25 protein-coding genes are annotated in these 24,344 nt (G+C 63.5%); 14 read left to right on the top strand and 11 right to left on the bottom strand.

Annotation, left to right across the window (positions count from 1 at the left end):
* Positions 1-29 precede the first annotated feature (29 nt).
* Positions 30-575: a CGNR zinc finger domain-containing protein gene (locus QFZ40_RS20195; protein ID WP_306906576.1), complete on the top strand. Its 546-nt coding sequence runs from the start codon at positions 30-32 to the stop codon at positions 573-575.
* On the opposite strand, the gene QFZ40_RS20190 is transcribed toward QFZ40_RS20195, so the two are convergent.
* The 3 genes from QFZ40_RS20190 to QFZ40_RS20180 form a co-directional block, all read right to left on the bottom strand.
* On the bottom strand, positions 572-958 hold the full coding sequence (locus QFZ40_RS20190) for a hypothetical protein (RefSeq protein WP_306906575.1): 387 nt from the start codon (positions 956-958) through the stop codon (positions 572-574). The two genes, QFZ40_RS20195 and QFZ40_RS20190, sit on opposite strands and share 4 nt — an antisense overlap.
* Positions 959-1,076: 118 nt before the next feature.
* Positions 1,077-1,667: a hypothetical protein gene (locus tag QFZ40_RS20185; protein ID WP_306906574.1), complete on the bottom strand. Its 591-nt coding sequence runs from the start codon at positions 1,665-1,667 to the stop codon at positions 1,077-1,079.
* 25 nt (positions 1,668-1,692) lie between these two features.
* On the bottom strand, positions 1,693-3,045 hold the full coding sequence (locus tag QFZ40_RS20180; RefSeq protein WP_306906573.1) for an MATE family efflux transporter: 1,353 nt from the start codon (positions 3,043-3,045) through the stop codon (positions 1,693-1,695).
* A 187-nt stretch (positions 3,046-3,232) separates the two neighbouring features.
* Here QFZ40_RS20180 and QFZ40_RS20175 point away from each other — a divergent pair, with 187 nt between their 5' ends.
* Complete coding sequence (locus QFZ40_RS20175) at positions 3,233-3,667, top strand: DoxX family protein (RefSeq protein WP_306906572.1); 435 nt, start codon at positions 3,233-3,235, stop codon at positions 3,665-3,667.
* A 209-nt stretch (positions 3,668-3,876) separates the two neighbouring features.
* Positions 3,877-4,845, top strand: a complete 969-nt coding sequence (locus QFZ40_RS20170) for an acyl-CoA thioesterase (RefSeq protein WP_306906571.1) — start codon at positions 3,877-3,879, stop codon at positions 4,843-4,845.
* A 52-nt stretch (positions 4,846-4,897) separates the two neighbouring features.
* On the opposite strand, the gene dnaB is transcribed toward QFZ40_RS20170, so the two are convergent.
* Positions 4,898-6,277: a replicative DNA helicase gene (dnaB, locus tag QFZ40_RS20165; protein WP_306906570.1), complete on the bottom strand. Its 1,380-nt coding sequence runs from the start codon at positions 6,275-6,277 to the stop codon at positions 4,898-4,900.
* A 687-nt stretch (positions 6,278-6,964) separates the two neighbouring features.
* Between dnaB and QFZ40_RS20160 the strand changes: the two genes are divergently transcribed.
* A complete protein-coding gene (locus QFZ40_RS20160) occupies positions 6,965-7,414 on the top strand; it encodes a hypothetical protein (protein WP_306906569.1) in 450 nt (149 codons plus the stop codon).
* A 3-nt stretch (positions 7,415-7,417) separates the two neighbouring features.
* Positions 7,418-7,987 carry a hypothetical protein gene (locus tag QFZ40_RS20155; protein ID WP_306906568.1) on the top strand — a complete coding sequence of 190 codons (570 nt, stop codon included), beginning with the start codon at positions 7,418-7,420 and terminating at the stop codon, positions 7,985-7,987.
* Positions 7,988-8,065: 78 nt separating this feature from the next.
* On the opposite strand, the gene QFZ40_RS20150 is transcribed toward QFZ40_RS20155, so the two are convergent.
* Entirely contained in the window at positions 8,066-8,401 is a 336-nt protein-coding gene (locus tag QFZ40_RS20150; protein ID WP_306906567.1) for a TFIIB-type zinc ribbon-containing protein, read from the bottom strand.
* A gap of 101 nt (positions 8,402-8,502) precedes the next feature.
* A complete protein-coding gene (locus QFZ40_RS20145; RefSeq protein WP_306906566.1) occupies positions 8,503-9,129 on the bottom strand; it encodes an FMN reductase in 627 nt (208 codons plus the stop codon).
* 159 nt (positions 9,130-9,288) lie between these two features.
* Between QFZ40_RS20145 and QFZ40_RS20140 the strand changes: the two genes are divergently transcribed.
* Positions 9,289-9,711 carry a DUF1801 domain-containing protein gene (locus QFZ40_RS20140; RefSeq protein ID WP_306906565.1) on the top strand — a complete coding sequence of 141 codons (423 nt, stop codon included), beginning with the start codon at positions 9,289-9,291 and terminating at the stop codon, positions 9,709-9,711.
* 174 nt (positions 9,712-9,885) lie between these two features.
* On the opposite strand, the gene rplI is transcribed toward QFZ40_RS20140, so the two are convergent.
* From rplI to rpsF, 4 genes are all read right to left on the bottom strand, one after another.
* Entirely contained in the window at positions 9,886-10,338 is a 453-nt protein-coding gene (gene rplI, locus QFZ40_RS20135; protein WP_306906564.1) for a 50S ribosomal protein L9, read from the bottom strand.
* Between the two features lie 17 nt (positions 10,339-10,355).
* Positions 10,356-10,595, bottom strand: a complete 240-nt coding sequence (gene rpsR / locus QFZ40_RS20130) for a 30S ribosomal protein S18 (protein WP_003800144.1) — start codon at positions 10,593-10,595, stop codon at positions 10,356-10,358.
* 127 nt (positions 10,596-10,722) lie between these two features.
* Positions 10,723-11,292 carry a single-stranded DNA-binding protein gene (locus tag QFZ40_RS20125; RefSeq protein ID WP_306906563.1) on the bottom strand — a complete coding sequence of 190 codons (570 nt, stop codon included), beginning with the start codon at positions 11,290-11,292 and terminating at the stop codon, positions 10,723-10,725.
* 75 nt (positions 11,293-11,367) lie between these two features.
* Entirely contained in the window at positions 11,368-11,673 is a 306-nt protein-coding gene (rpsF, locus tag QFZ40_RS20120; protein ID WP_050683795.1) for a 30S ribosomal protein S6, read from the bottom strand.
* Between the two features lie 379 nt (positions 11,674-12,052).
* On the opposite strand from rpsF, the gene QFZ40_RS20115 reads away from it, so the two are divergent.
* A complete protein-coding gene (locus QFZ40_RS20115) occupies positions 12,053-12,703 on the top strand; it encodes a DUF1345 domain-containing protein (RefSeq protein ID WP_306906562.1) in 651 nt (216 codons plus the stop codon).
* Between the two features lie 113 nt (positions 12,704-12,816).
* Here QFZ40_RS20115 and QFZ40_RS20110 read toward each other — a convergent pair whose 3' ends face one another.
* On the bottom strand, positions 12,817-14,271 hold the full coding sequence (locus QFZ40_RS20110; protein ID WP_306906561.1) for an amino acid permease: 1,455 nt from the start codon (positions 14,269-14,271) through the stop codon (positions 12,817-12,819).
* Between the two features lie 533 nt (positions 14,272-14,804).
* Here QFZ40_RS20110 and QFZ40_RS20105 point away from each other — a divergent pair.
* The 7 genes from QFZ40_RS20105 to QFZ40_RS20075 all read left to right on the top strand — a co-directional run bounded on the left by QFZ40_RS20105 (position 14,805) and on the right by QFZ40_RS20075 (position 24,307).
* A complete protein-coding gene (locus QFZ40_RS20105; protein WP_306906560.1) occupies positions 14,805-17,498 on the top strand; it encodes a LuxR family transcriptional regulator in 2,694 nt (897 codons plus the stop codon).
* A 237-nt stretch (positions 17,499-17,735) separates the two neighbouring features.
* A complete protein-coding gene (locus QFZ40_RS20100; RefSeq protein ID WP_373427487.1) occupies positions 17,736-19,271 on the top strand; it encodes a sugar transferase in 1,536 nt (511 codons plus the stop codon).
* 27 nt (positions 19,272-19,298) lie between these two features.
* Positions 19,299-20,423: a Gfo/Idh/MocA family protein gene (locus tag QFZ40_RS20095; protein ID WP_306906558.1), complete on the top strand. Its 1,125-nt coding sequence runs from the start codon at positions 19,299-19,301 to the stop codon at positions 20,421-20,423.
* A complete protein-coding gene (locus tag QFZ40_RS20090; RefSeq protein ID WP_306906557.1) occupies positions 20,420-21,415 on the top strand; it encodes an NAD-dependent epimerase/dehydratase family protein in 996 nt (331 codons plus the stop codon). The genes QFZ40_RS20095 and QFZ40_RS20090 overlap by 4 nt, the downstream gene beginning before the upstream one ends.
* The gene (locus QFZ40_RS20085; protein ID WP_306906556.1) at positions 21,412-22,575 is read left to right on the top strand and encodes a DegT/DnrJ/EryC1/StrS family aminotransferase; all 1,164 of its coding nucleotides are present in this window, start codon (positions 21,412-21,414) and stop codon (positions 22,573-22,575) included. The genes QFZ40_RS20090 and QFZ40_RS20085 overlap by 4 nt, the downstream gene beginning before the upstream one ends.
* Positions 22,572-23,231 (top strand): acetyltransferase, encoded by a 660-nt coding sequence (locus QFZ40_RS20080; RefSeq protein ID WP_306906555.1) that lies wholly within the window; start codon positions 22,572-22,574, stop codon positions 23,229-23,231. Before QFZ40_RS20085 ends, QFZ40_RS20080 begins: the two co-directional genes overlap by 4 nt.
* Positions 23,228-24,307: a glycosyltransferase family 2 protein gene (locus QFZ40_RS20075; protein ID WP_306906554.1), complete on the top strand. Its 1,080-nt coding sequence runs from the start codon at positions 23,228-23,230 to the stop codon at positions 24,305-24,307. Before QFZ40_RS20080 ends, QFZ40_RS20075 begins: the two co-directional genes overlap by 4 nt.
* Positions 24,308-24,344 lie beyond the last annotated feature (37 nt).

Here is a 24,344-nt window from a genome sequence, read left to right as displayed (position 1 = left end):
ACTACGCCCGCGGCTTGTAAGGAGTCAAGATGGTTTTTGCCCCTGACACGGAGGTGGCGCTGCGTACCGTGGTTAATCTGATCAATACGGCGGCGAACGGACGGGAACACCTGGCCTCCATCGGTGACCTGGACATGTTCCTTGAGGCGGAAGAATTCACCGGATCGCGCACCCGCGACAAGGCGGAACTGGCCAGCGTTCACCGGCTCCGAAGCCAGCTGGCCGCGGTCTGGACCGCTAACGAGGACACCGCCGTGGAGACCGTGAACCGGCTGCTGCGCGAAGGCAAGGCCCTTCCTCAGCTCATGAAGCACGATCAGTGGGACTGGCACTTGCATGCCACGACCAGTGAAGCGCCACTGGCGGACAGGATGAGCACTGAGGCTGCCATGGCCCTCGTGGACGTGATCCGAAGCAAGGAGATGGACCGGATGCTGGTGTGCGAGGCCGACGACTGCAATGCCGTGGTGCTGGACCTCAGCAGGAACCGCTCGAAGCGCTACTGCGATACCGGCAACTGCGCCAACCGGGTGCATGTGGCCGCCTATCGCGCCCGCCAGGCGTCAGCGGGCTAGGAGGGGCTTGAGTCCCCGGCGGAAGAGCCTGGACCCTCTGAATCCGGGGAACCACCAGGCCTCGCCGGACCCTGGCCGCCATGGCCGCCAAATCCATGCAGGGTCTTCCTGGCGGAACTGAGGTTGACACCGGATCCCTTGCCGAGATGCTCCGCGTTGTCCTTGTAGCTCATGGAGAGCATCGCGGCGATGACCAGGGTGACAATGAAAGCAATCCCCGCACCGGTGAAGGCGAGGTCAAACCGCGGGGCGCGGGAGCTGCCGCCTGAGGCGAAGATCAGGACCGCGAAGAAGGCGATGACGGCCCAGAACGCGGAAAACATCAGCGGCCCCTTCACCGAGGTCCGCAGCTTACGCGGTTTTCCTGGTTGCTGGTCTGCCAAGATGGTTCCTCTCCTGCAGGCAGGCCGCGGTGGCCTGCCTGGTTTGACTGATGCGGTCTGTGGTGCGCGTCTCGTGCACGGCCGAATTCTACGTTGAGTAGAACCGTGTTTTCCTAGTTTACGGCTTCCCGGCGTCCGGCCGGGCATCGTGCCGGAGCGTTAACCCTGAGAGCACCCACAGCACACCGGAAATGATGGCGCCGCCGCCCGCGACGCCAAGGAGCGCGTGTGCGCCGAGGCTGATGAAAAAGGGCAGGGCTGCCGCCGTGCCGACCCCGATGACTCCGGACGCCAGCCAGTCCCGGGCCAATATATGCATTCCGCGATACCGGATGCCGCAGTACAACTCCACCGCGCCCGTCAGGCCCAGCCCGACGGCGGCGATGACTCCGAAGAGAAGGTCACCGTGCAGCAGGGCAAGGGCAACGCCGCTCCCGGTCAGGGCCAAGCCTGCGGCGGAAAAGAGCCGTCCCGGATTTGTGTCGTAACGGTAGCCCCCCTTGGGGATGCTGCGGATCAGCAGGAGGCCGGTAGCCAGCAGGTAGGCCCCGCCGGACCAGCCCATCACGGCCACGGATGGCGAACCCCAGAAGACGGTCACCGCACCAAACACCAGGGCCGCCAGGGCGCGGAGCAGTACCGGCTTCCAGAGGTCAGCGTGAGGGGCGGCACCTGGGGCAGTTCCTGCGGGCGTCAACGGTTGGGTCACCGGTCCAGTTTAGTGGGCGACGCTGCTAGCGCGAACCGAGCACCATCCAGCGGTCGGAGCTGCCGCGGATGCCGAGGGTCAGGGCGCGGGCCGCCATGTACCCCAGCGCAAACGCAGCCCACAACCAGGTAAGTCCCGTCACCCCGGAGATGCCTGAGATGCTGACCGCCAGGAGCATCGGTACATAAACGGCAAGATTCGCCAAGCCCGCCAGCGCCAGGTACCTTGCATCGCCGGCGCCGATCAGCACGCCGTCGAGCACAAAAACGTACCCGGCGATCGGCTGCCCGGCTGCCACAACCCACAGGGCGAAGGTGAGGACTGAATGGACCGCGGGATCGGAGGTGAACAAGGCACCCGCCCATGGCGCGGCCACAGCCAGCAGCAGTCCGGTAACCACCCCGAAGCCGACACCCCAGCGGATCATGGTCCGGGTCAGCAGGCGTGCCCTGACGGCGTTGGACGCACCGAGTTCCCTCCCGATCAGCGCCTGCGCGGCGATTGCCAGTGCGTCGAGGGCAAACGCAAGGAAGGAGAAGATCGACATTGCCAACTGATGTGCCGCAAGGTTCACCGCACCCTGGGCGGTGACAACCACGACGGTGGCCAGTATGGCGATCCGGAGGCTGAGCGTTCGAAGCATCAGCCAGGACCCGATGCGCGTCATGGCACGGATGCCGTGCCAGTCCGGAAACAGGCCGACGCCGACCCGGACTGCATTGCGTTGGACCATCACGAGATAGACGGCAGCCATGGCCCATTGGGCGATGCTGGTGCCGACGGCCGAGCCGGTCACGGACAAACCCAGGCCATAAACAAGCCACAGATTGAGGACGACATTCAGGCCAAATCCGGCAGTTGCAACAACCAGCGGCGTGCGCGTGTCCTGAAGGCCCCGAAGCACCCCGGTTCCGGCGAAAACGAGCAGCATCGCCACCAGCCCGGGCATCGACCACTGGAGGTAGCCCACGGCAAAGGTCCGCACGTCACCCTCTGCCCCCATCAGGCTTACCACCGGCTCAGCCGCCACGAACCCAGCCGCCGCAAGCACCAGGCCCAGCAGCAATGCCAGCCACACGCCGTCGCGCCCGGCCGCCAGCGCCTTCCCGAGTTGGCCGTCCCCGATCGCGCGTGCCACCGCGGGCGTGGTGGAGTACGCAAGGAAGACCATCAGCCCGACGGCGGTATGAAGCACCGCTGACGCAAGGCCCACGCCTGCCAGTTGGGCGACGCCAAGATGCCCCACGATGGCTGAATCAGCCAGCAGGAAAAGGGGTTCAGCGATCAGCGCACCGAAGGCCGGAACGGCAAGCCGAAGGATCTCCCTGGCGTGACCCGTTGGCGCATGCGTGGCAGCAGGGGCGGATTGACGAGGCACCCAGACAGCCTACCGGGGCACCGCGAAGATGAGGGGCGTATGTCCATGAGAAAGGACACATTGGACATCTTTTTGTTGACACTTCAACCATGAGTCCGGAAGACTCGATACTTCAAGCTTCAACGCTGAGATCCGGCCCGCTTGTATCCCGAAAGCCCCGACCGACATCCGAAACGGTGAAACTCCCATGAACCAGTCCTCCCTTACCACGTCCGCCATCACCCTCCTGCGCGTCATCCTGGGCTTCCTCTTCGCTGCCCACGGCTGGCAGAAGTTCAACGAATTCACTATTGCCGGCACCCAGGCCGCGTTCGCCAAGATGGGCGTACCCGCTGCCGAAGTGACAGCTCCTGCAGTTGCCGGACTCGAGCTGGCTGGCGGAATCGCGCTCATCCTGGGCATCCTGACCCGCGTGGTCGCGGCACTCCTGGCCCTGGACATGCTCGGCGCACTGTTCCTTGTGCACGCCCAGGCGGGCGTCTTCGCCGAAGCCGGCGGCTATGAACTCGTGTTGCTCCTGGCCGCGGCAGCCCTCGCCCTGGCGCTCACGGGCGCCGGCCGCATTTCTGTGGATCGCGCCGTGTTCGGCCGCAAGAACTCCCGGCTGGCGGTCCTCGCCTAAGCAGGGCTTTCCCGGTATTGACCACGACGGCGGATAGGCACCCGGGTGCCTATCCGCCGTCGTGGTCAATAGCCGTCCCTGTCATCGATAGTCGCTGTCATTACTAGTCCTGCCACTGCTAGTCCTGTCATAACTGGTTCAACCAGTCGGCAGGCATTGTCAGCCCCGATCAACCGGCGGGTAACCTTCCCCCTCAGTAAGATCGCACCATGACTGAGACCGCCTCTAATTCCGTAACCCTCCGCTTCCTGGCCGCCCCGATGGATGTGGGCCACAGCGGTTCGGTGGATGCCGGAACCGTGCTGGAGTGGGTGGACAAGGCCGCCTACGCCGCCGCGGTGGGCTGGGCCAAGTCCTACTGCGTCACCGCCTATGTGGGAAACATCCACTTCGCGGACCCGGTGAACAGCGGTGACATGGTGGAGGTGGAAGCCACCATCGTCTACACAGGGCGTTCGTCCATGCATATCCGGACAGTGGTCTCATCGGGAGATCCCAAGGGCGGACCCGCCACCATGAGAAGCCAGTGCATGGTCATCTTTGTCGCAGTGGGCCCGGACGGGAAGCCCATACCGGTCAAGCAGTTCGAACCTGTCTCAGCCGCGGAAATCGAACAGCGGGACCACGCGCTGGCCCGGATTAAGGTCCGGGAAAAGATCGTCGAAGCGATGAACAGCCAGGAATATACCGATGCCGGCACGGCCGAACGGATAACACTGCGGTTCATGGCAGCCCCCACCGACGTGAACTGGGGAGGTAAGGTCCACGGCGGCATCGTGATGAAGTGGATAGACGAGGCAGCATATGTCTGTGCGTCGCGGTATTGCGGAATGGACACCGTGGCGGTGTTCTCCGGCGGCGTCCGTTTCTACCGCCCCCTGCTGATCGGCCATGTGGTGGAAGTGGAAGCCCGGCTGGTGTACACCGGGACCAAAGGCATGCACGTGGCAGTACACGTCCGCTCCGGGGATCCCAAGAGTCGGGAGCTCAACCTGACCACCTATTGCCTCACCGTGATGGTTGCACGCGACGCTGAGGGAACGTCAGTGCCCGTGCCGCCGTGGGTTCCCGTGTCCGAAGAGGACAAGAGGCTGCACGCCCATGCCCGCGAACTGCTGGAAATCCGCGGCACCGCCCCGGGGAACCGGCTGCCCAACCATCTGCTGACCCAGCAGTGAACTGAACAGCAGTGAATCGCACACATTACTGTAACGAAACGAAGGTCTGGCGCTAGAAGCCGCCGCCGGCGTCGGCCGCCATGTTGGCGAACCGGGAATAGTGGCCCTGGAAGGCAACCACGATGTCCTTGGTAGGACCGTTGCGGTGCTTGGCGATCAGGATGTCCGCCTCGCCTGCGCGCGGTGACTCTTTGTCGTAGACATCCTCACGGTGCAGCAGGATCACCATGTCGGCGTCCTGCTCGATGGAACCGGATTCGCGCAGGTCCGAGACCATCGGACGCTTGTCCTGGCGCTGTTCAGAGCCACGGTTCAGCTGTGACAGAGCGATCACCGGGACCTGGAGCTCCTTGGCCAGCAGCTTGAGCGCACGGGAAAATTCGGACACTTCCTGCTGGCGTGACTCCACCTTCTTGCCGGAGCTCATGAGCTGCAGGTAGTCCAGGATCACGAGCTTGAGGTCGTGCTGCTGCTTGAGGCGGCGGCATTTAGCCCTGATCTCCATTAGCGACATGTTTGGACTGTCATCGATAAACAGGGGGGCATCGTTCATCCGGCCCATGGTGGTGGCGATCTTGGACCACTGCTCATCTTTGATGGTGCCCTTGCGAAGGTCCTGGAGGCCGATGGTCGCCTCCGCGGAAAGGAGACGCATCGCGATCTCATTCCGCCCCATTTCCAGCGAGAACATGACAGTGGCCAGGTTGTTCTTAATCGCAGCCGAGCGGGCGAAGTCCAGGGCGAACGTGGACTTACCCACGGCCGGGCGGGCAGCGATAACGATCATCTGGCCGGGGTGGAGCCCGTGGGTCAGCTCATCCAACTCATAGAAACCGGTGGGGACACCGGTCATGCCTTCGCCGCGGTGGCCGGAGGCTTCGATTTCGTCCACCGTGGACTCCATGACGTCCTTAAGGACCACGTAATCCTCGGCAGTGCGCCGCTCGGCAACAGCATAGACCTCGGCCTGGGCCTGGTTGACCAGGTCCTCCACTTCGCCGTCCGAGCCGTAACCCAGCTGGACGATCTTAGTGCCGGCATTGACGAGCCGGCGAAGCACGGCCCGTTCGGCAACGATCTCTGCGTAATATCCGGCATTGGCCGCCGTGGGAACGGTCTGGATGAGCTCATGCAGGTAGGCGGGACCGCCGATCCTGTTGATCTCGGCACGCTTGGTCAGCTCATCAGATACCGTAACGGCGTCGGCGGGCTCTCCGCGGCCGTAGAGATCGATAATGGCTTCGTAGATGGTCTCGTGAGCGGGGCGGTAGAAGTCCTGGCCGCGGAGGATCTCCACAACGTCGGCTATGGCGTCCTTGGAGAGCATCATGCCACCCAGTACTGATTGTTCGGCGGGGATATCCTGTGGCGGCTTCCGGCTGCCCTCGGATCCGCGGGTACCCTCGATCGAATCCAGGTGCGTTACTGACAAAGCTGCCGTCCTCCGTTGTATGCTGCGGCGTTATCAAGCTGCCGCGGCACGTAAGCCATTTTTCCTGCCGGGTGCGGACGCAGCGGGACGTCCGCAACGCCATACGCTTCAGGTGTACAGGCAGGCACCGACATTTCCGGCCGGTCGGCCTGCAAGCATTCTTTTTGCGCGTGCACGCACACTTATCCCCACAATCCACAGGTTATCCACAGAGGGCAGCACCACGCCCAGGTCATTGGACCGGTCATGGTGTTTGCCACAGTGTCGGAGACCCGTTTCCGCAGCCCCAAAACAGGTATTCCGCTACGCTAGCCCTCCTTGTCTCCACAGCAAAGCCGGCACCTGCCCGCAGCTGTGGATAACCTGTGCACTAAGGGGCATAGCTTGTGCACAGCTTGTGGGTGAGCCTGTGGAAACAAAGAAAGTTTTGCCTCACATATCGCTCTGACCTGCGGAAACGTTCTTGCCAGCGTGTGGAGTAAATATTCTTTTGATGAACCTTCATCCACAGCTTGCAGGCTGGCGCTGTTGATAGTTGGCCGTTTTCGAGCCATGATCGTGGCGATTCATGCGCATTTTGTGATCGATTGCACACCGGACTGCGCGAAATCGCCGCGGAAGCCTGCTGCTTGCATACGGGCCACGGAATATGCTGTGGATAACCGGGAACTGGCCTAAGCTCTATTTATGGGCGAAATACTGATCGTGTTACTGCCTGCCTTGATTCTTGTGGCGGTGCTCTGGGGGTTCGCGACGGCACTGCGCCCCCGGGATTCCGGCATTTCAGACGCCGAAAGGTACCAGCAGGACCTCGCGATGCGGTCTGCCGAGCACTATGCGTCCCAAGTCCGGGCAGCCACCGCGGCTCGCGCCCGCGTGACCGCCACTACCCGGCCCAGCCAGAATGAGCAGCAGCAGTCGCAACAGGAGGGACACGCCCGGGCCGCACAGGAGGCGCAGGCAAGCCCCGGGCATTATGGCTACCTGGCACTTCCCGGCGGTCAGCTGAATCCCCAGCTCTTCCAGCAGCTGCAGTCGATGGCGCGTAACGGACAGAAGATCCAGGCCATCAAACTACTCCGCCAGGCAACACACTCGGACCTGGCTACCGCCAAAAAGTATGTAGATCGGCTTTAGACAATGCAATCGCTATTGATCCCCACCCTCATCATGGTTGTTGTCGCTATAGGCGTGGCCTTGGCCGCCCGGGCCGTCAGCAGGCGGGCCGCCGCCAGCTCCCGGCCTGCCACCCCCGCAGTGGATCCCGTAGAGGTTGCCCGTTCAGCCGCTGCGAGGCTTACCGAGGACCAGCACCGTCGGCTTTACGCGCTCATCGCCCAGGGACAGGCGATGGCAGCCATCAAGCTCTACTACGAGGCAACCGGAGAGGGCCTGCGGTCCGCCCGGGATGCAGTGGGCGCGCTGGCGGCCCACCCCCAGCCGTACCGGAGTCCCGCAGCAGAGCCCGTGGCGGCTGACCCTGATGAGGACGATGTCCCGCAGCGCTTCCCTTACCGGTACCGTGCCATCGCCAGTAAAGGCGACGTCACCCGCGAAGTCTCTAGCAACATGCTCAATGACGAGATCTACGGGCGGATCCGCACGCTCGCACGCAGCGGCGACACCGAAGCCGCAGCCAATGCCCTCACGCGCCACTCAGACATCTCACTGAAGCAGGCGCGTGAGTTCATCGCGCTCCTGGACGACTGACACCACGACTGGCGCACCAGCCGCCCGCGGCCGGCGGCAGCCACGTCCCGGCAGCTCTGTAGGCTCCGGGCGGCTCCGCTAGAAGTCGAATAGGTCGCCCAGCCAGCCCTCCTTCTTTTTCGGCCGGCGCCGGTCGTAGTCGCGGTCATAGCCCTGCTTCCCGTAGTTCCGGTCATCGGGGCGGGGCTGCTCGCGGCGGGGCTCAAAGTTCTGGTACAGCGGCGGCGGCCCCACCCCGGGTGCCGGGGCTGCCGGGCGGGCAGCCCCTCCGCCCAGGGAATCGGCGGCCCGATCAATGATCTTGTCCAGTTCACCCCTGTCCAGCCACACGCCGCGGCACTGGGGGCAGTAGTCAATCTCGACACCACTGCGTTCGCTCATAATCAGGTCAACGGAATCCACAGGACATTTCATGTCCCGGACAACGAGCGGGACGGCCCGAAAGTTCGGCCCCCTCCGATGCCCCTGCCCGTACCCGCGTCAGAGAGCGCCCGATTTGCCTGCCCGGACTTGCCTCAGCGACCGCCCGAGATGCCCGCCAGCAACTGCTCGAACGGCAGGGTTTGCGACGCTGCCGGCCGGGGGCGGGGCTGGCTGCCCTGGAGCAGCACGGCGAACTCGGTCGCCGCGCGGTCGATGCGCACCGAAAGCGGCGATCCGCCGTCGTCCGTGTTTCCCCAGTCCTGGGGACCGGCGAAGACACCGGTGGGAGTCATCCGGGTCCGCAGGTAGCTGAAGAGCGGTCGCATGGCGTAGTCCAGCACCATCTGGTGGCGGTCTGTGCCTCCTGTGGCACCCAGCAGGACTGCCTTCCCCTCCAACGACTTCGGGTCCAGGACATCGATGAAGGATTTGAACAAGCCGCTGTACGACGCACTGAACACCGGGGTCACAGCGATGACGCCGTCGGAGGCCTCCACGGCCGCGATAACCTCAGCGAGGCGCGGTCCGGCGTAGCCCGTGACGAAATTATTGGCGATGTCCACGGCAAGGTCCCGGAGCTCGATAACCTCCACCGCCACCTGGTATCCGGCAGCGGAGAGCTGTCGTTCCGCGGAGGCCGCGAGCTGGTCGGCAAGCAGCCTGCTCGACGAAGGGACGCCCAGACCGGCTGAAAGGACGATGATGCGGCGGGTTTCCACGGTGTGCTCCTGAGGTTCGGCTGGAAAACTAGGATACATGTTTTTGCATGTACTTGCCCAACGGCCGTCCACCGGTCTTTATTCCCCGGGCTCTCTATCCGGCCTAGCCATCCCTGCCTCGGCCCTGACAACTTCACAGCCCTCTGCCAGACTTCCTCCATGGCCGAAAACAAAACCCAGGCAACAGAGGCTTCCGTCGGCGGGTTCCTCGATGGTGTGGACCACTCTGTGCGGCACCGGGACAGCCTGCGCCTCCTGGAACTGATGTCCACGATCACCGGCGAGGAGCCCGTGATGTGGGGTCCCAGTATCGTGGGATTCGGGCGGTACCACTACAGATACGAAACCGGGCGGGAAGGCGATGCGGCGGCTGTGGGCTTCTCGCCCAGGAAGGCGAGCCTCTCGCTTTACCGGCTCCTGCAAAGCCCTGAGGCCGGCGCACTGCTGCCCAGGCTGGGCAAGCACCGGACTGGAGCGGGGTGCCTGTATGTCAACAAGCTGGAAGATGTGGACGAGGCCGTGCTCGCGGAGCTGATCCGGGCCGGCTATCGGCATATGACGGCATGGACACAAAACGGCTGACTCCCGGCCGGCATAGGCCAGTTGCAGCGCATCGGAGCCCCCGCCCAAGAGCCCGGTAGAACATGCCGGGCCAGGAACGGCGAAGGCCCCCGTTTTCGGTTCCCGGAGGATCCGAAAGCGGGGGCCTTCAGCAGTCAGGACTGCATAGCGCTTTGCGGCCAATGGCCGGAAGTGCTACTTGCCAGCGACTACGTCGAGTTCGATCACGGCAGCAACGTCGTCGTGCAGACGGACGTTGGCCTGGTATGAACCAACCGACTTGATGTGTGCCGGCAGTTCAACCTTGCGCTTGTCGATGCGGCCCAGGCCAGCGGCCTCGACAGCGTCGGCTACGTCGCCCTGCTTGACGGTGCCGAACAGGCGTCCGGTCTCGCCAGCCTTGACAACGAGCTTGACCGGCTTCGCGGAGAGTGCAGCGGCCTGCTTCTGAGCGTCTTCCAGAGAAGCGTGCTCGCGGGCGGCGCGGGCAGACTTGATGGACTCAACCTGCTTCTCGCCACCCTTGGACCAGGTCAGGGCGAAGTTGCGGGGCAGCAGGTAGTTACGTGCGTAACCGTCCTTGACCTCGACAACGTCGCCAGCAGCACCGAGACCGGTTACTTCGTGGGTCAGAATGAGCTTTGCCATGTTAGTTAATCCCTTCCTTAGCCGCGGCCAGCGCCGGAGTAAGGCAGCAGAGCAACTTCGCGGGCGTTCTTGATTGCCTGTGCGATCTTGCGCTGTTCCTGGACCGTGACGCCGGTGACGCGACGGGCGCGGATCTTTCCGCGGTCGGAGATGAACTTGCGCAGCAATGCTACGTCCTTGTAGTCGATGACGGTGATGTCAGCGGCCTTCAAGGGGTTGGACTTTGGTTTGGGCTTACGGAGTTCAGCCTTAGCCATCGTGGAGCTCCTATTCTAGGGAGCCCGTGGATATTGATCCACGGGATGGTGGTGGTCCGACGGCGGCAGTCACGTGCGGTGCCTTGCGGCAACCGCGGCGGTCCCGGCGTCGGGCCTTAATGAGTGGTTAGAAGGGAGGTTCGGAGTCCGGGCCGTTGCCCCAGCCGCCGGCATTGCTGACCCCGGGCGTTGCCCAAGGGTCTTCCTGCGCTGCGGGCTGGTTTGCGCCCCAGTTTCCACCGGAGTTGCCGCCCTGGTTTGCACCAGCGCCGCCTCCGAAGCCACCGCCGCCGCCTCCGCCGAAGCCACCCTGACCACCCTGGGCGCCGGAGCGCTGGGTGCGGTTGACCTTGGCGTTGGCATAGCGCAGGCTCGGGCCGATTTCATCGACTTCGAGCTCGATAACGGTGCGCTTTTCGCCTTCTTTTGTTTCGTAGGAACGGCTCTTCAGACGGCCGGAAACGATCACGCGCATGCCCTTGGTGAGGGATTCGGCGACGTTCTCGGCAGCTTCACGCCATACAGATGCGCGGAGGAACAGGGTTTCCCCGTCCTTCCACTCATTCGACTGGCGGTCAAAGGTGCGTGGGGTGGAAGCGATGGTGAAGTTCGCTACTGCCGAACCTGACGGAGTGAACCGCAACTCCGGGTCATTGGTGAGATTACCGATGACCGTAATGGTGGTCTCGCCTGCCATCTACTGCCTCCTTGTTCGATCCTGGATGAAGAGAGTTCGTTCCTGCGGGGTAAAGAATGAAAATCGAAGCCGGAATTACTCGGCAACAACTTTCTGCTCTTCGGGGCGGGTGATCTTGGTGCGCATGATGGTCTCGTTGAGACTCAGCTGGCGGTCAAGTTCTTTGGCGGTGTCCGGCTTGGCGGTGAAGTTCACCACGGCGTAGATACCTTCGGACTTCTTCTTGATGTCGTAGGCCAGTCGGCGACGGCCCCAGATGTCAACCTTTTCGATGGTTCCACCATCGTTGGTGATGACATTTAGGAACTTCTGAAGCGACGGCTCAACGGTACGCTCTTCGACCTCGGGGTCGATGATTACCATCAATTCGTAAGGACGCATATGTGAACCCACCTCCTTTGGGCTAAGCGGTTACGGCATTTCCGTAACAGGAGGTTCATTTGCGGTGCCATGCAATGTCCGGCCACCGGAACGGAGGCAGGACGCAGCACAGACTTCACTATCTTAGTGCATTTGGACCGGTAAGGCGATTTGCGCGTGACTCAAGAGTAAGCGCCGTGCGGCTGCCGGGACACCGCGGCTGCGCCTATGTGGAAAACCGCGCCTCCTTGCCGTTTCGTGTCACGGCAGGCACTCTTTTGGACGGCCGACGGCGGCAGATCCGCGCCACCCCGCCTCGGGCCGAGAGGGTGGACCCTAAAAGGCTGCCTCAGGTGACGGAGTGGCTGCCGCGGGCTCTGCCCCCGTTAGAGTTCAGAGCATGACTGAAACCCTGCGCCCAAGGGTGCGCCGCAGCCGCCTGAGATTCGTGGCCATGATTGTGGCGGGACTGGCAGCATCCGCCGCCACGGGCGCGACGGGACGCTGGCTGCAGGCACCGGCGGCGGGCTGGGCCACTGCGGCCCTGGTCTACGTCGCATGGGTGTGGGTGGTGATCGGCGGCCTGGATCCGGACGAAACCAAGTCGCACGCCACCACGGAGGATCCCTCGCGCGCGGCTACCGACTTTCTCATCCTTGTGGCCAACGCTGCCTCGCTGGCAGCCGTCGCCGTCGTGATTGTGGACTCACACCAGGGCGGCGGCACCAGGCTGGGCGGTGCCGCGTTGGTACTCGCCAGCGTCGCGCTGTCCTGGATGCTGGTGCAGACCCTCTTCACCCTGCGCTACGCGGAGCATTACTACGGAGGAGAGAAAGTAGGCGGGGTCAGCTTCAACCAGGACGAGCCACCGCGGTACACGGACTTCGCGTACCTGGCAACAAGCATCGGCATGACATACCAGGTGTCGGACACCAACCTCGAGAATCCCCGCATCCGGCGCGAGGCCCTCAAGCACAGCCTGCTGTCCTACCTGTTCGGGACGGTCATCCTGGCTGCCACCATCAACCTGGTGCTGGGCCTGGCGGCCTAAGCAGACGGCAGGCCCCGCTCCGGCCGGGACACGCACAGGCCGCATGCAGGTTGTTCCGAGAGGAACACACCGCATGCGGCCTGTTTGAGCAGTGATCTACCGACAGCGAAGAATTACGCCGCCGGGCCGGCACCTACGACTGTGTTTTCACCTTCGGCGGTCTCACCTTCGGCGGTCTCATCTTCGCCGGTCCCACCGCGAAGGTCGGCGGTGGCAAGAGCGGCAGGCTTGCGGTAGCGCCACAGGCCGATGCCCACCACAACCGCGCCCAGCGCCAAGGACAGCAGGAGCGATTCGCGGGTGGATTCGAGGATGACCATGCCGATGAGCAGTGCCACGATGCTAACAATGGACACCCACGTGAGGTACGGGAACAGCCACATCTTCAGGGCCAGATCCTTTGCCGCTGCCCCCATCCGCCTGCGAAGGATGAGCTGCGAGCCTGCGATAACCAGCCAGACGAACAGGGCGATGGCGCCCGAGGTGTTGACGAGGAACAGGAAAACCGTGTCCGGGGCGACGTAGTTCAGTCCCACCGTCACGAAACCCACGACAGTTGAGGCAAGGACAGCTGTGGCAGGAACACCGCGGCGGGAAATCCGGGTCCACGCCTTGGGTGCATCGCCGCGCTTGGAGAGCGAGAAGAGCATGCGGCTGGCGGTGTACAACCCGGAGTTCAGGCAGGACAGGACGGAGGTGAGCACAACAATGTCCATGATGGTGCCCGCACCGGGGATCCCGAACAGTTCGATGACGGCAACATACGGGCTCTTGGCCACATTGGCGGAGTTCCAGGGCAAAAGCGTGACAACAATGGCGATCGAGCCGATGTAGAACACCAGGATGCGCCATACCGTGGACTTCACGGCCTTCTTGACGGCATCAACGGGATTTTCGGATTCGCCGGCCGCAATGGTGGCGATTTCGGCACCGAAAAACGAGAAAACCACGACCAGGATGCCGGCCAGGACAGCTCCCGGACCGTTAGGCAGGAACCCGCCGTTCCCCGTCAGGTTGCTCAGGCCGGGAGCGGGAACGCCGGGAACGAGTCCCAGGATGGCGGCGGCACCGAAAAGCAGAAACAGGACGATCGCCGTAACCTTGATGGAGGCAAACCAGAACTCGAACTCACCGTAGGACTTCACCGAGCCAAGGTTGGTCAGGGTCAGCAGCACCATGAGGATGAGCGCCCAGACCCATTGGTCGATACCCGGCACCCAGCGGTGCATGATGGCCGCGCCTGCTGTTGCCTCGATGCCCAGGACGATGATCCAGAACCAGGCATAGAGCCAGCCGATACTGAAGCCTGCCCACCGCCCCAGGGCCTTGTCAGCGTACGTGGAGAACGATCCGGTCTCCGGATTCGCAGCGGCCATCTCACCCAGCATGCGCATCACCAGGATCACCACGATCCCGGCAGCCATGTAGGCAAGAAGGATTCCGGGTCCGGCCTGCTGGATCGCAGCGCCTGAACCCACAAAAAGGCCCGCGCCGATCACGCCGGCGATGGCAATCATGGAAAGATGCCGCGGCTTGAGCGACTTGGATAACTGCTGGTCAGAGTTCATGCCTGCGCCGTCCTTAGTGTTATTGCAGAAGATTTTCGATCAATACTTTGAGATCAATACTTTTAAACGGAGCCTGTTTTCGGCGGCGTGGATCCCCGGATCGGAACCGGTCGTGGCGGTTCAGCCGTGGGGTGGATCACACGGTCTCCACCCTAGACGTGCCTTATCGGCCAGGGAATGTGCACTCACACAGAAGACCGGGGCCAGATTCAGAGAAGTTCACAAGCTAAAACACCATGGAGAATCAGCTGATGCGTATAGGACAATTTTGAAACGGGACGGAAATATGAGTACTTGAGCGCCACGAATATGTGTACTTGACGGGGGAATACGAGTACTTCACCTGCAGGAATTCTCTGGTGCGAATTGTGGATCAAGGTTATATTGACAAGCAACGGCTGGGTACCGGGCTGGACGCAACTAGCGGCCAGGGGGTTGAACCGCCGGTCATGCTAGGGACCGGCGGCGAGACACACAATTTTTTTGAAAGTACAAAGGAATACAGGTCTCCTTCTTCGATGGATGGGGACCACATGTCGTTAATAGGCCGAAGCAAGGAGCTGGACCGGATCATTTCCGTGATCCGGGGGCCCAAGGAGTCAGCACTAGCGGTCGTAGGGCGGCGAGGAGTGGGAAAATCCTCCCTGCTGTCCGAGATTCCGAGGCTTTCCGATTACCGGACTGTTTTCCTTCGGGCAAGCGCCTCCGAGTCCGACTGGCCGCTCTCTGGTCTCACAGCACTCCTGAACGGAATCGATGATCCCGTCCTCAACCGCTTCGCCGACGAGTTGCTCCGTGATTTCACCGGCGCCATGGACGTGCCGACGGTCTCGACCATGCTCCTCAACGGACTGCACCAGCGCTCGTCCTCCCGCACTGTCATCGTCATCGACGACGCAGACCAGCTGGACCCCAGCAGCCAGTCGGTCATAGGCTTCCTGGCGCGCCGCCTTTCCGGAACTGACATGGCTCTGTTCCTCAGCATGCGCGAAGAATCCCCTGACAGCCCGTTCGCCAGCCTTCCGAGCCTTCGACTGAGGCCCCTGAGCTACAACGACACCGTCCGGATGCTCGAGTCGATCCCGGCACCGCAGACCGCGACGGCGGCCGTCCACGCGGTTGCCGCGGCCACCCAAGGCAACCCGCTGGCCGCCGTCGAGCTCTACACATGCCTGCTTGAGCGGCAGGCCGAAGGCAAGTACGCCCTTCCGGTGCCGTTGCCCTCCAAGGGGAGCTTCGTCTCTGAATTCGCAGCCACCGTCGGGGGGCTGACCCACGATGCGCGGCGTGTCCTGGACCTCCTTTCGCTGTCCTGCCGGAGCGACATCACGACCCTGGAAAAGGTCTACAGCAAGCTGTGGCCCGGGATCGATGAACTCCTGGCCGCCGGAATGGTCAGCAGGACCGGCCCCTACCTCCGGATCCGGGACCAGCTGCTCCGCGGTTACGTCTTTGCGGCCATGACACCGGCAGTGCGCACCGCCAGCCACCGTGCCATGGCCGAAGCGGCCGAGGCTACTGACCCCTACGCCCGACGGTGGCACCTGAGCTTCACCGCGCTGGAGAGGCAGACACCGTTCGGCCTCCTCCGGTTCGCCGCCGATCTTATCCGCAGCGGGGAGATTGCCTTCGCCGTGGAATACATTGAACGCGCCCTCACTATCAACCCCTGGGAGGCCGAGACCGCTGCCCGCCTCACCACCCTGGCCGAGTTGCTGTTCAACAGGGGCGAATTTGTCTACGCCAAGCGCTACCTGACCTGGGCGCAGCGGGTGACGCGCAATCCTGCGCTGATCCTTCGCCTGACCGGCCTGGCTTTCGAGATCCAGTTCATCCAGGGGGCCGCCGTACGCTCCAGCATGGTGCTGCGCCTGGTCAAGGAATTCGGCCAGCACGATCCGGCGTTTGCCGCAAAACTGCTGGCCCTGGGCTCCCTCTACTATGCAGAGCGCTGGGAGCTGGAAGATGCAGCCGGCCTCCTGCAGCACCTCAGGAATTTCCAGGAATCCGCCTCCGCCGACTGCCTGGCAATGGTGGGCCGCGCCAGGCTGCTGATCGAGGCAATCGGCGGCAAAACCGAAAATGTTGGCCGCAAGCATGAAGCCGGCGTAAGCGACAACGTTGCGACATTGCTGGTCCAGGGCCGCTCCCTCAGCTACGCGGAACACCATGAACTCGCCCACGAGGCGTTCAGCATGGTCCGGAACTCCCTGGAGGCGAGCAACATCAACTGGCGGGAGACCGCAGACTTCCTTGCGGTGGACAACGAGATACGTGCGGGCAATGTCCGGACGGCAGTCAAGCTGATCGAGGACCTGGAACTCTCTGAACCGGAGATCAAATACCATCGCGGGATCCGGCACATCTTCCGGGTGTGGCGGGCCCACGCTTTGGGCGATGAGGCACTGGCGCGTGCCTACGTGGCGGAGGCGCAGCATTTCTCCGGCGGGGAAAGCCACCCGGCTATCACTGCCCAGCTGGCTGCATACCAGGGCCATTTTGCCCTCATGCGGGGCAACCTCGCAGAGTCGTTCGCCCACTTGTCCCGTGCTGCCGAGATTGGTATGGCCTTTGGCAATCCCACTCTGCTGCGATGCGGGGCGGATCTGGTGGAGGTGCTGGTCCGGCTGGGACGGCACCGGGAAGCCACCCAGGCGCTCTTCCGCCTGGAGAGCCGTTCCGTTGGCCTGCGCTCACCGTGGCTGATGTCTGCTGTGGCACGAAGCCGGGCCATGCTGGCCGACGGCGATCAGTCCCTGCAGCTGTTCAGCCAGGCGCTGGAGGGCAGGATCGCCCACGAGTCTGTATTGGAACGGGCCCGGACAATGCTCTGCTACGCGGAGCGGCTCGGCGCCTTCGGCCGGCTGCGCGAAGCCCGGGACGCGCTGCTGCGGGCGAAAGTCATGTTCGATGAAGCCGGAGCGGATGCCTGGACTCAGCACGTGGATTCCCTGCTGCTGGACGAGCGGGTGGAACCCGTCCGTGCGGCCGGCAACCCCGCCATGCTGATGCTCGCCGACCACGAACGGTCACTGGCGAAAATGGTGGCCCGGGGAATGCGGAACAAGGAAATCGCAGCAACACTCTACGTGTCCGTCCGGACCGTCGAAGTGCGCCTGACTGCGATCTACCGGAAGCTGGGAGTGGAATCCCGCGCCCAGCTGACCGCCTTGGCAGCTGGCAAGGAAGCCGCCGCCCGCGAACCGTACGTCCTGCCCGTCCTCTAGCAAACCCCGGCAAAATCGGGCCCTTGCAGGTACCCGCAGTTTCCACACTGTTCCCTTGATCCATCCACAAGCGCCCCTTCTTTCCCCGCCACAGCGGCCGTTGACGGACTAATTTTGCTTCACGGTCAGAGCACAAAGCGGACACGCAGGGAAGGGGTAATCATGGCAGAGGTACCGATTGCCGGGACCCGGCGTGGAGCCTTGGGCTGGCCCGTTGCGTCCGTTGCTGCACAACGTATGACAACAGCGCCGTTGGCGGCAGCAGAATCCGTAGGAACCCGGCTTCTGCTGCCGCCAGCTGCCCCATCCGTGGGCAGCGGCGGTGCACGGCGGGCCTCGGCACGCACCGGGCGCGAAGCCGCAACAGCCTGGATCGCCAGGCTCACCAATCTTCTCCGCACCGCCGACTCCGTCCTGGTGGTGGGCGCAGTGTTCACCGGCGAACTGGTTTCAAGCGGCGGAACCGCAGGTGGCGCGGACGGCGACGGCTCTTTCCTCGCCGCCATCGCCGTCGTCCTCCTCTGGCTCGCAGCCCTGGAGGTTTACCACACCCGTGATTCCAAAGTCCTTGGCGTCGGCGCGGACGAATACAAGCGCGTCGCGTCCGCAAGCCTGCGTGTCTTCGGGCTGATGGCGATCGTCGCCGTCGTCTTTTCCGTCCACGGCGGCACGGCATTCATCGCCGTGTCCCTGCCGCTGGGGCTGGTGGCCCTGACCTGGAACCGCTGGGCCTTCCGGCGCTGGCTCAGCATCGAGAAAGCCAATGGCCACCACCTTTCCAGGGCCATTGTGGTGGGTGACCCTGAGGACGTGCGCTATGTGGTCCGCCAGGTAGTGAAGAAGACCGGGGCGGTCTACGACATTCTTGGCGTGTGCCTGCCGGGCGCACGGCGCGGCACAACCCTCCGCGTGGACAACCAGCACGTTCCGGTCCTGTCCTCCACTGACGACATAGCCCGCACGGCACGCCTCGTGGAAGCAGACGCCGTCATCGTGGCCGGCCCGCTTCCCGGGGGCAACAGGTTCATCAGGGAACTCGGCTGGAAACTTGAGGAAAGCTCAGCGGAAATGGTGCTCGCGGCCGCACTGACGAACGTTGCGGGTCCCCGCATCCACTGGCGGCCGGTGGAGGGCCTGCCCCTCATGCATGTGGATATTCCGCAGTATTCGGGCGCGAAGCATGCGCTGAAGCGTGTCATGGACGTCGCGATGGCCCTGGCCGCGCTCCTGGCGCTTTCACCCGTGCTGCTGGTACTCGGCACGATCGTGCGCCTAGACAGTCCGGGCCCGGTGTTTTTCCGCCAGGACAGGATCGGCAAGGACGGCAACACGTTCGGGATGCTCAAGTTCCGGTCGATGGTGGTGGATGCCGAGGCCCGACTGGCCGCCCTGGGCGATCAAAACGAAGGCGCAGGCGTCCTGTTCAAGCTGAGGGATGACCCGCGGGTCACCCGCTGCGGGCGCTGGATGCGCAAGTACTCCCTGGACGAACTCCCCCAGCTGTGGAACGTCGTGCTCGGCCACATGAGCATGGTGGGGCCCCGGCCTCCGCTGGGCCGGGAAGTCCACCGCTATGAGAGCCACACCCACCGGCGGCTCCTGATCAAGCCGGGAATCACCGGCCTGTGGCAGATCAACGGCCGCTCCGACCTTCCATGGGACGAAGCCGTCCGGCTGGACCTCTACTACGTCGAAAACTGGTCAATCGCCGGGGACCTGCTAATCCTCTGGCGGACCTTCCGCGCAGTCGTCCAGCCGTCCGGCGCCTACTAAGAACCGCACACGGGGAAAGAAAGTGACATGAAAAACTTCGCCAATCCGTTCCACACCCCCACCCACCGGCAACCTGCACGGAAACTCAAGATCGCCGTCGTCGGGGCCGGATACTGGGGCCCCAACCTGGCCCGGAACCTGCAGGCCAGCCCCGACTGGGACCTGATGGCCATCTGCGACCTGGACATCGGGCGCGCCAGCAAACTGGCAGCCACCCTGGGCGAGATCCCGGTGGTGGAGTCCCTTGACGAGCTGCTGGACACGGTGGACGTTGACGCGGTGGCCATCGCGACGCCGGCCCACACCCACCATGGGACCGTCATGACGGCGCTGCGCGCAGGCAAGCATGTGCTGGTGGAAAAGCCACTGGCGGACAGCAGGGCCCATGGGCTGGAGATGGTGGCCGAAGCTGAGGCTAACGGACTGGTATTGATGGCCGACCACACCTATTGCTACACGCCGGCCGTGCTGAAGATGCAGGAGCTGGTGCAGGCCGGCTCGCTGGGCGAGATCCTCTTTGTGGACTCCGTCCGGATCAACCTGGGGCTGGTTCAGCCGGATGTGGACGTCTTCTGGGACCTGGCCCCGCACGATCTGGCAATCCTTGATTTCGTGCTTCCCGGGGGCCTGAACCCTGCCGAAGTCTCGGCCTTCGGAGCGGATCCGCTGGGCACGGGACGGGACTGCGTGGGACACCTGAACTTCAGGCTTCCCAACGACGGCACCGCGCATGTGCACGTGAACTGGCTGAGCCCTACCAAGATCCGCCAGATGGTGATCGGCGGCTCGCTCCGCACCCTGGTCTGGGACGACTTGAACCCGCAGCAGCGGCTGAGTGTGTATGACCGCGGCGTCAGCCTGGACCGCCAGCCCAAATCACCCGGCGAAAGGAAGACGAACGCCATTTCCTACCGGCTGGGTGACACCTGGTCTCCTGCCCTGCAGGAGCGGGAAGCCCTCAGCCAGGTGGTGGAGGAGCTCGCCTTCTGCATCCGCCACAAACGCGAGGCCCGGACAGGCGGGGCATCCGGATTGCGGGTGCTTTCCGTCCTGGAAGCCGTCACGCGCAGCCTGGGCCAGGACGGCCAGGCGGCAGAGGTCGCCGGAGCCGAACTTGAAACGTCAGCGGCCAGGCTGGAGCGTGTGCGGTGAGCGAGCTGGAGGGCGCCAATGTCCTGGTGACAGGGGGCGCCGGAACAGTGGGTTCAACACTTATTGATGCCCTGCTCAAGGCCAGGGTTAACCGGATTGACGTGCTGGACAACATGGTCCGGGGACGGCTCCTGAACCTGGCCGGTGCCCTGGCTACCGGGCAGGTGGAAGTGATCCAGGGAAACATCCGCAACCGCGATCTGGTACACGATCTCACCAAAGGCAAGGACCTGGTGTTCCACCAGGCGGCCATCCGCATTACCCAGTGTGCAGAAGAACCGCGCCTTGCTTTGGAAGTCCTGGTTAACGGGACCTTCAACATCCTGGAAGCAGCGGCGGAGCACAAAGTGGACAAACTGATCGCCGCCTCAAGCGCCTCGGTGTACGGCATGGCGGAGAAATTCCCGACACCGGAGCGCCACCACCACGCCAACAACGACACCTTCTACGGCGCCGCCAAATCATTCAACGAGGGGATGGCCCGCAGCTTCCATGCCATGAACGGGCTGGACTATGTGATGCTGCGCTACTTCAACGTCTACGGGCCCCGGATGGACGTCCACGGGCTGTACACCGAGGTGCTGGTCCGCTGGATGGAAAGGATCGTCGACGGCGAACCGCCGCTGATTTTCGGCGACGGGCTGCAGACCATGGACTTCGTATACACCGCCGACGTTGCCCGCGCCAATGTCCTCGCGGCGGCCAGCGATGTCACGCACGGCATCTACAACGTCGCCAGCGGAACTGAGACAAGCCTGCTGGAAATGGCGCAGACCCTGCTCCGTGTCATGGGCTCGGACCTGGCTGTGGAGCACGGGCCGGCCCGACTGGTTAACGGCGTTGTCCGCCGGCTGGCCGACACTACGGCTGCGCGGCAGGATCTCGGGTTCAAAGCTGAGGTGGAGCTCCAGGAAGGGCTCCGCGAACTGGTCAGGTGGTGGACGCCGCTGCGTGACGAGATCGCCGCGACGAGGAAAGTGGGTGTCCGGTGACTGCGGAAACGGTCCTTGCGCGGATCAACGTGATGAAGCCCTGGCTCGGCGAGGAGGAGGCCAGCGCCCTGGCGGAGGTGGTTGCCTCCGGCTGGGTGGCCCAGGGGCCCAAGGTCAAGCAGTTCGAGGCGGACTTCAGCGCAGCGCAGGGCGCGCGGCATGCCATCGCAACGTCCAGCTGCACCACTGCGCTTCACCTCGCCCTGGTGGTGGCCGGCATCGGAGCCGGGGACGACGTCGTCGTACCTTCCCTTTCCTTTATCGCCACCGCAAATGCCGTGACGTATGTTGGTGCGCGGCCGGTCTTCTGCGACGTGGACCCGGCAACGGGAAACGTGACGGCGGAAACCATTCGGGCCGCGCTGACGCTGGATACCCGGGCGGTGATCGTGGTGGACCAGGGCGGCGTGCCGGTTGACCTGGATCCCATCCGCGAGCTGTGCGACAGGCACGAGATCACCATCATCGAGGATGCCGCCTGCGCCGTAGGCTCCCAGTACAGGGGCAGGCCCGTGGGCACCGGGGCGGACGTGACGGTGTGGTCGTTCCACCCTCGCAAGATCATCACCACGGGTGAAGGCGGGATGCTGACCACCCAGCGCGCCGACTGGGCGGCCAGGGCCCGGACCCTCCGCGAGCACTCCATGAGCGTTTCGGCCACTGACCGGCACGGGTCCGTGCTGGCGCCGGCCGAGGTCTACCTCGAGATCGGCTACAACTACAGGATGACGGACCTGCAGGCCGCCGTGGGGATAGTGCAGCTCGGACGGCTCGCCCGAATAGTGGAGAGGCGGCGGGAGATCGCGGCGCAGTATGTCGCCGGACTAAGAGGCCTCAGGGGCCTGCGGTTTGCCGCAGATCCGCCCTACGGCACCACCAACTTCCAGTCCTTCTGGCTCGAAGTCCTGCCGGGCTTCCGCACCGACCGAGAAGGGCTGCTGGCGCGGCTGGCTGATGCCGGGATTTCCGCACGGCGCGGAATCATGGCAGCGCACCGGCAGCCCGCCTACCGATGGCGGGATACAGGCAATGCCGGCCTGCAGAACACCGAGCGGATGACCGACAGGACACTGATACTCCCGGTCTTCCACGAGCTGGACGACGCAGGAATGGAGCGGGTCATGGAATGCATCCGTGCGGCCGCCGGTGCGCGCACGTGAGTGAGCTCATCCTCATCGCCGCGAGCGGGCTGGCCCGCGAGGTCCTGGCGATGGTACGCAGCAGCGGCCAGTACGACGTCGTGGGCATGCTCGATGACGACAAGGAAATGGCCGGCGTCACCGTGGACGGCGCCCCGGTTTTGGGAACCATTGACGATGCCCCAAAGTTCAAGCACGCCTTCGTGCTCGTGTGCATCGGCTCCGGAAAGTCCAGGGAGGCGGTGGTGGAGCGTCTCACCGCCATGGGCCTGCACGAGGCCCGATATGCCACCGCGGTGGATCCGTCCGTGCAGCCGCCCGAGGGATGCAGGATCGGCCGCGGCAGCATCCTGATGCGGAACGTCACACTGACAGCCTCGGTCACCCTGGGGTCGCATGTGGTGGCCATGCCCTCCGTCACTTTCACGCACGACGACGACGTGGCGGACTTCGCCACCTTCGCCGCCGGCGTCTCGCTTGGGGGCGGGGTACGGATCGGGCATGCGGCCTACCTCGGAATGAACTCCAGCGTCAGGGAGCGGACGTCGGTGGGGGACTACGCCACAGTCGGCATGGGTGCCGCGGTACTCAGCAACGTGCCCGACGGTGAGACCTGGGTGGGCGTCCCGGCCCACGAAATCGATCGGGACGCATTCGGCTTTGGAGGTGCACGATGAGGATATGTCGGCCTCAGAAGTCACTCGAACGTGCCTCGGTCACTGTGGTCATACCCTGCTACAACTACGGAAAGTACCTCCCGCAGGTCGTGAATAGCGTGCTCTCGCAGGAGCGCGTCGATGTGCGCATCATCATTGTTGATGATGCATCCCCGGACGGCTCCGCAAAGGTGGCAACCGCCATTGCCGATACAGATGCCCGAATTTCCGTGGTCGCACACGCGGAAAATGAAGGTCACATCGGGACTTATAACGACGGCCTTGCCCGCATTGAGACTACGTATGCAGTCTTGTTGTCTGCCGATGACCTCCTGGCGCCACACGCACTGGCACGCGCCACGGATTTAATGGCCGCCCACCCGGCAGTTGGAATGGTTTATGGACGTCCGGTGGATTTTAACGATGCCGAGGGCAGCCCCAGCCTGAGCTCCAAGGACCGAAGCACGTGGACAGTTTGGCGTGGTTCCGAGTGGCTGCATCTGGCTAGTTACCGCGGAAGGTGCTTCATTTTGTCTCCTGAAGTCGTCATGCGTACTGAGGCGATGCGCGAAGTCGGCTACTACAACCCGGAGCTCCCACACTCCGGGGACCTGGAGTACTGGCTTCGGCTGGCGTCGCGTTGGGATATCGGCTACATCCACGGTCCCCCGCAAGCCTTCTATCGAGTACATGAGTCCAACATGCACTTGCTCTCATATTCGTCTATGGCGACAGACCTAAGTCATAGGTTGAAGGCATTTCTCGCATTCTGCTCCACGTATGAGCTGCGAGACGACACTGACGGACGCGCTATCTTGCGTCTGGCCCGCCGTGCACTGGCGCGGGAGGCCTTGCTTCTAGCCCAGCGTGAGCTCGACACGGGCGGCAGCCAGGAAACCGCTATCCAGCTTGCCAGCACGGCAACGGAAGCCGACCGGAAAGCCAAGCGCAATTCAAGATATCGAAAGTACAGACGTCGGCTTAGTCGTGCCGAGGCAGGTAGTCAACCAAATGTCCAACAAATACTTACTGAATTAGTTCGAAAGCAAATGGATCGGATGCGATGGCGGGTTTGGAAAGCTATCGGTATTTCGTGAAACTTGCATCTAGATAACCGCCTTTCTAAGGAGCTCC

The organism is Arthrobacter pascens (assembly GCF_030816475.1).
Lineage (GTDB): Bacteria > Actinomycetota > Actinomycetes > Actinomycetales > Micrococcaceae > Arthrobacter > Arthrobacter pascens_B.
The sequence above is the reverse complement of the archived record's forward strand: the minus strand, read 5'-3'. Positions and strand labels throughout refer to the sequence as shown.

Coding starts and splice junctions, on each gene's coding strand:
- QFZ40_RS20195 (WP_306906576.1), top strand. CDS start 30: ATGGTTTTTGCCCCTGACACGGAGGTGGCGCTGCGTACCGTGGTTAAT.
- QFZ40_RS20175 (WP_306906572.1), top strand. CDS start 3,233: ATGAACCAGTCCTCCCTTACCACGTCCGCCATCACCCTCCTGCGCGTC.
- QFZ40_RS20170 (WP_306906571.1), top strand. CDS start 3,877: ATGACTGAGACCGCCTCTAATTCCGTAACCCTCCGCTTCCTGGCCGCC.
- QFZ40_RS20160 (WP_306906569.1), top strand. CDS start 6,965: ATGGGCGAAATACTGATCGTGTTACTGCCTGCCTTGATTCTTGTGGCG.
- QFZ40_RS20155 (WP_306906568.1), top strand. CDS start 7,418: ATGCAATCGCTATTGATCCCCACCCTCATCATGGTTGTTGTCGCTATA.
- QFZ40_RS20150 (WP_306906567.1), bottom strand. CDS start 8,401: ATGAAATGTCCTGTGGATTCCGTTGACCTGATTATGAGCGAACGCAGT.
- QFZ40_RS20140 (WP_306906565.1), top strand. CDS start 9,289: ATGGCCGAAAACAAAACCCAGGCAACAGAGGCTTCCGTCGGCGGGTTC.
- rplI (WP_306906564.1), bottom strand. CDS start 10,338: ATGGCAAAGCTCATTCTGACCCACGAAGTAACCGGTCTCGGTGCTGCT.
- rpsR (WP_003800144.1), bottom strand. CDS start 10,595: ATGGCTAAGGCTGAACTCCGTAAGCCCAAACCAAAGTCCAACCCCTTG.
- QFZ40_RS20125 (WP_306906563.1), bottom strand. CDS start 11,292: ATGGCAGGCGAGACCACCATTACGGTCATCGGTAATCTCACCAATGAC.
- rpsF (WP_050683795.1), bottom strand. CDS start 11,673: ATGCGTCCTTACGAATTGATGGTAATCATCGACCCCGAGGTCGAAGAG.
- QFZ40_RS20115 (WP_306906562.1), top strand. CDS start 12,053: ATGACTGAAACCCTGCGCCCAAGGGTGCGCCGCAGCCGCCTGAGATTC.
- QFZ40_RS20110 (WP_306906561.1), bottom strand. CDS start 14,271: ATGAACTCTGACCAGCAGTTATCCAAGTCGCTCAAGCCGCGGCATCTT.
- QFZ40_RS20105 (WP_306906560.1), top strand. CDS start 14,805: ATGTCGTTAATAGGCCGAAGCAAGGAGCTGGACCGGATCATTTCCGTG.
- QFZ40_RS20100 (WP_373427487.1), top strand. CDS start 17,736: ATGACAACAGCGCCGTTGGCGGCAGCAGAATCCGTAGGAACCCGGCTT.
- QFZ40_RS20095 (WP_306906558.1), top strand. CDS start 19,299: ATGAAAAACTTCGCCAATCCGTTCCACACCCCCACCCACCGGCAACCT.
- QFZ40_RS20075 (WP_306906554.1), top strand. CDS start 23,228: ATGAGGATATGTCGGCCTCAGAAGTCACTCGAACGTGCCTCGGTCACT.